This window comes from Streptomyces sp. MnatMP-M17 (assembly GCF_900091995.1).
Lineage (GTDB): Bacteria > Actinomycetota > Actinomycetes > Streptomycetales > Streptomycetaceae > Streptomyces.
The window spans coordinates 1-4,368 of record NZ_FMDK01001075.1; the positions used below are offsets into that span (position 1 = coordinate 1).

A 4,368-nucleotide genomic window follows, 5' to 3' on the forward strand; every position below is an offset into this window, starting at 1 on the left:
CCCCCCCCCCGCCGTTCCCGCCACCGTCCCCACCGCCCCAGCCGTCGAGTCCGCCGAGTCCATCGAGCGTGAGCGGCAGCGGCCCGGCAGTCCTGGCTGGCGTATCCGTTCCCAGGGCCCGTCCGACGCCGTACAGGGCTTCGCCGACAGAGTGAGCGTCCTGCCCGGGGAGGAGTTCGGGCTGTACGTGTCGACCGCCGCGCCCGGGTTCCGGGTCTCGGCGTACCGGATCGGCTGGTACGGCGGGGCGCAGGCCCGGCGGGTGTGGCGTTCGGACCGGGTGGCGGGCCGGGTCCAGCGCGGACCGCGCCTGATCGCCGCCACCCGGACGGTACGGGCCGACTGGGAGCGCACCCTGCGCGTCCGTACCGACGGCTGGCCGGAGGGCGCGTACCTGCTCAGGCTCGACGCGGAACACGGCCACCAGCGCTACGTCCCGCTGATCGTCCGCTCGGCGAGCGCGCGGGACAGGACCGTACTGATGCACGCCCCCGCGACCTGGCAGGCGTACAACCTGTGGGGCGGCTACAGCCTCTACCAGGGCCAGGACGGCGCGTACGGGACCCGTTCCCTCGCGGTCAGTTTCGACCGGCCCTACGACAAGAACGGCGCGGAGAAGTTCATGGTCTACGAGCGGGCGGTGGTGGTCCTCGCGGAACGGCTCGGTCTCCCGCTGGCGTACACCACCGGTGTCGACGTCCATGCCGCGCCCTCGGTACTGGACGGCGCCACGGCCGTCGTCACGCTCGGCCATGACGAGTACTGGACCCCTGAGCAGCGGCGGTACCTCACGCGGGCGCGCGACGCCGGGACCAATCTGGCCTTCCTCGGCGCGAACACCTGCTTCCGAAGGATCAGGCTGGAACGCGAAGGTACGGCTGGGCCGAGCCCGGAGCGTACGGCTCGTACCGCCGCCACCACCAGCACGACCGCCACCACCAGCACCGCCCTCCGCACCGTCGTCTGCTACAAGACCGACTACCACGACGATCCGTACCTGGTCGACCACCCATCCATGGCGACGACCGACTTCCGCCAACCGCCCGCCGCCGATCCCGAATCCTCCCTGACCGGCGTCCTGTACGAGGGCTTCCCCACCGATGCCGCCTATGTCGTCCACAGCGCCGGCCACTGGGTCTTCGAAGGGACGGGAGTGAAACGCGGCGACGCCTTCGCCCATCTCGTCGGCGTGGAGTACGACCGCGTCACGCCGGACGCGCCCACGCCCGCACCGATCGAGATCGTCGCCCACTCCCCGCTGGTCTGCAACGGCCGGAAGAGCCACTCCGACTCCGCGTACTACACCGCGCCGAGCGGCGCGGGCGTCTACGCCTCCGGGACGATGCGGTGGGTGGAGGGACTGATGGCGGGGACGCGCGAGAACGGTCGTAACCACGGCATGGACGCGCGGACCGGCGCGTTCGTCACCCGTACCACCGAGAATGTGCTCCGTGCCTTCGCGGAGGGCCCGGCGGCGAAAACCAGACCGGCACCGAGGGACAACGTACGAGACGTGTACGCGACCTGAGGACTGGCCATGCGGCCAGCCCAGTCACTCCAGTCGGTCCACACCGGGCGCAGGCTCGGCTACGGATACGACGTCCCGTACGTCCCGCGCACCGTCCCGTACGACAAGTCCGGCACCTGCCGCGCCCACCTCCGCCTCCGGCACGGCCTCCTCCTTCTCCAACTCCTCCTCCGGCTCGTCCGACAGCCCCCGCATCAGCAGCCAGTACCCCAGCCCCGCCACCGTCCCCAGCACCGCGCACGCGCCCCACAGCCACTCCGCGCCGAAGCGGTCGATGATCAGCCCGGACATCAGCGGGGCGATCAGGCCCGCCACCGACCAGGACATGGTGTACATGCCCTGGTACCGGCCACGGCCGTGCACCGGGGAGAGGCGCACCACCAGTCCGGTCTGGGTGGGCGCGTTGACGATCTCGGCGAGTGTCCATACGCAGACGGTCAGCGTGTAGAAGGCGAGCGACGACCCGGCGAACGCCGTCAGCCCGAAGCCGTAGCCCGCGAGCACCGACGAGAGGATCAGCAGCCGGCGCGGGTCGCGGTGCTGGATGAAGCGGGTGACCGGGATCTGCAGGACCACGATCAGTACGCCGTTGACCGCGACGGCCGTGCCGTAGTCGACGCTGCTGAAACCGGCGGCGCCCATGGCCACCGGCAGACCGACGAAGCCCTGCTGGAAGATGAGTGCCACGACGAAGGACAGGGTGACGACGCTCATGAAGCGCCCGTCCCGCAGGACGTCCCCGAGCCCGATGTCCGTACGGTCCGTACCCGCACCCGTACCCGACCTCGCCTTCCCCCTCACAGACGTACGCTCGGACGCAGCCTCCGGCCGTGACTCCGGCAGCTTCAGGAAGACCAGTACGGCGCAGGCGAGCGTCATCGCGGCCTCGCCCAGGAAGCCCGCGAGATAGCTGTACTGCGCGATGAAGCCCGCCCCCGCCGAGGAGATCGCGAAGCCCAGGTTGATCGCCCAGTAGTTGAGCGAGAACGCCCGTACGCGGTCCTCGGGCCTGACGATGTCCGCCATCATCGCCTGTACGGCCGGGCGCGAGGCGTTTGAGGCCATTCCCACCAGAAAGGCGACGGCGGCGATCGACACCGGGTCCCGCATGAAACCGAGCAGCGCCACGGAGGCGGCCGTGGAGGACTGCGCGATCAGCAGAGTGGGCCGCCGGCCGAGCCGGTCGGTCATCACTCCGGCGACCAGGGACGAGACGACTCCGCCGAGCCCGTGGAGTGAGGCGACCAGACCGGCGTACGAGGCCGAGTAGCCCTGGTCCAGGGTGAGATAGAGCGCCATGAAGGTGGCGACGAAGGCGCCGAGCCGGTTGACCAGTGTGCTCGTCCACAGCCACCAGAACTCCCGTGGCAGCCCGGAGACGCTCTCCCGCGCGGCGCGTCTGACACCGGCGACCGACTTGGCGACAGACATTACGTTCCCCCCGAGGCCGCGGCCTCTCCCTCATGGCCTACCGGACGGCCGGACCGGCGCCCGGTAAGTGGCCGGGCAGCCAAGGGCAACTTACGTACGAGGGCCCGGCGGGCGCCAGTCAATTGACGGCCGTCCTCAGGCTGCCCTCGGGCCGTCCTCGGGCCGTCCTCAGGCCTGTCCTTGGGGGCTGCCTTCAATCGGGGCAGGGCCTCCAGGCGCCCAAGACCCGTCCATTAGGCTCGGGCCCATGGCCGACGCACCGTACAAGCTGATCCTCCTCCGCCACGGCGAGAGCGAATGGAACGCGAAGAACCTGTTCACCGGCTGGGTGGACGTCAACCTCACCGACAAGGGCGAGAAGGAGGCAGTCCGCGGCGGTGAGCTGCTCAAGGACGCCGGCCTGCTGCCCGACGTACTGCACACCTCCGTCCAGAAGCGCGCCATCCGCACCGCGCAGCTCGCGCTGGAGGCCGCGGACCGCCACTGGATCCCGGTCCACCGCTCCTGGCGGCTGAACGAGCGCCACTACGGCGCGCTCCAGGGCAAGGACAAGGCGCAGACGCTCGCCGAGTTCGGCGAGGAACAGTTCATGCTGTGGCGCCGCTCGTACGACACACCGCCGCCCGCCCTCGCGGACGGCGCGGAGTTCTCGCAGAGCGACGACGCCCGGTACGCCACGATCCCGAGCGAGCTGCTCCCGCGCACCGAGTGCCTCAAGGACGTCGTCGTACGGATGCTGCCGTACTGGTACGACGCGATCGTCCCGGACCTGCTGACCGGCCGTACGGTCCTGGTCGCCGCCCATGGCAACAGCCTGCGCGCCCTGGTCAAGCACCTCGACGGCGTCTCCGACGAGGACATCGCGGCCCTGAACATCCCCACCGGCATCCCGCTCGTCTACGACCTCGACGCCGACTTCCACCCCCTCACCCCGGGCGGCACCTACCTCGACCCGGACGCGGCAGCCGCCGCGATCGAAGCCGTCAAGAACCAGGGCAAGAAGAAGTAACGTCCCTTTCTGCTGCTCAGCCTGCCGGAAGGCTCCCTGCGTGTGGTGTGCGCGGGGAGCCTTTCCGTTGTCCTGTCGTGTGTCCCGTCGTCCGTCCCGTCGTGCTGGCCCGGGAGTTCCTCGCCCTGGGCGCGGACGTCGAGGTGCTCGCGCCACCGGAGCTACGGGCCCGTCTCGCCGAAACCGTCCGAGCCCTCGCCGCGCGCTACGGCTCCACTGCCTCCGACGGCTGACCGCCTCCGCAGAGCCGCCCCTGCTGAGCCGCCCGTCTGACGCACCGTACGAAAAGGCCCTGTCCTCCTTCCCGGACAGGGCCCTTCGCCTGCTCATATCTCCTGCGTACGCAGCGGCTAGCAGCCGCCGCCGCACTGGCATGAGCCGCCCGACTGGCAGGCGCAGC

Annotated in this window: 4 protein-coding genes; 3 read left to right on the forward strand and 1 reads right to left on the reverse strand. The window is 70.5% G+C overall.

Annotated features, from left to right (window positions below):
* Positions 1 to 61 precede the first annotated feature (61 nt).
* A complete protein-coding gene (locus tag GA0115259_RS36075) occupies positions 62 to 1,528 on the forward strand; it encodes a N,N-dimethylformamidase beta subunit family domain-containing protein (protein WP_256098295.1) in 1,467 nt (488 codons plus the stop codon).
* Between the two features lie 24 nt (positions 1,529 to 1,552).
* On the opposite strand, the gene GA0115259_RS36080 is transcribed toward GA0115259_RS36075, so the two are convergent.
* The gene (locus GA0115259_RS36080) at positions 1,553 to 2,959 is read right to left on the reverse strand and encodes an MDR family MFS transporter (RefSeq protein ID WP_093604649.1); all 1,407 of its coding nucleotides are present in this window, start codon (positions 2,957 to 2,959) and stop codon (positions 1,553 to 1,555) included.
* Positions 2,960 to 3,206: 247 nt separating this feature from the next.
* Between GA0115259_RS36080 and GA0115259_RS36085 the strand changes: the two genes are divergently transcribed.
* Positions 3,207 to 3,968, forward strand: coding sequence for a phosphoglyceromutase (locus GA0115259_RS36085; RefSeq protein ID WP_093604651.1), 762 nt, complete (start codon positions 3,207 to 3,209; stop codon positions 3,966 to 3,968).
* A 77-nt stretch (positions 3,969 to 4,045) separates the two neighbouring features.
* Positions 4,046 to 4,201, forward strand: a complete 156-nt coding sequence (locus GA0115259_RS39450) for a WCX domain-containing protein (RefSeq protein ID WP_256098294.1) — start codon at positions 4,046 to 4,048, stop codon at positions 4,199 to 4,201.
* Positions 4,202 to 4,368: the final 167 nt, after the last annotated feature.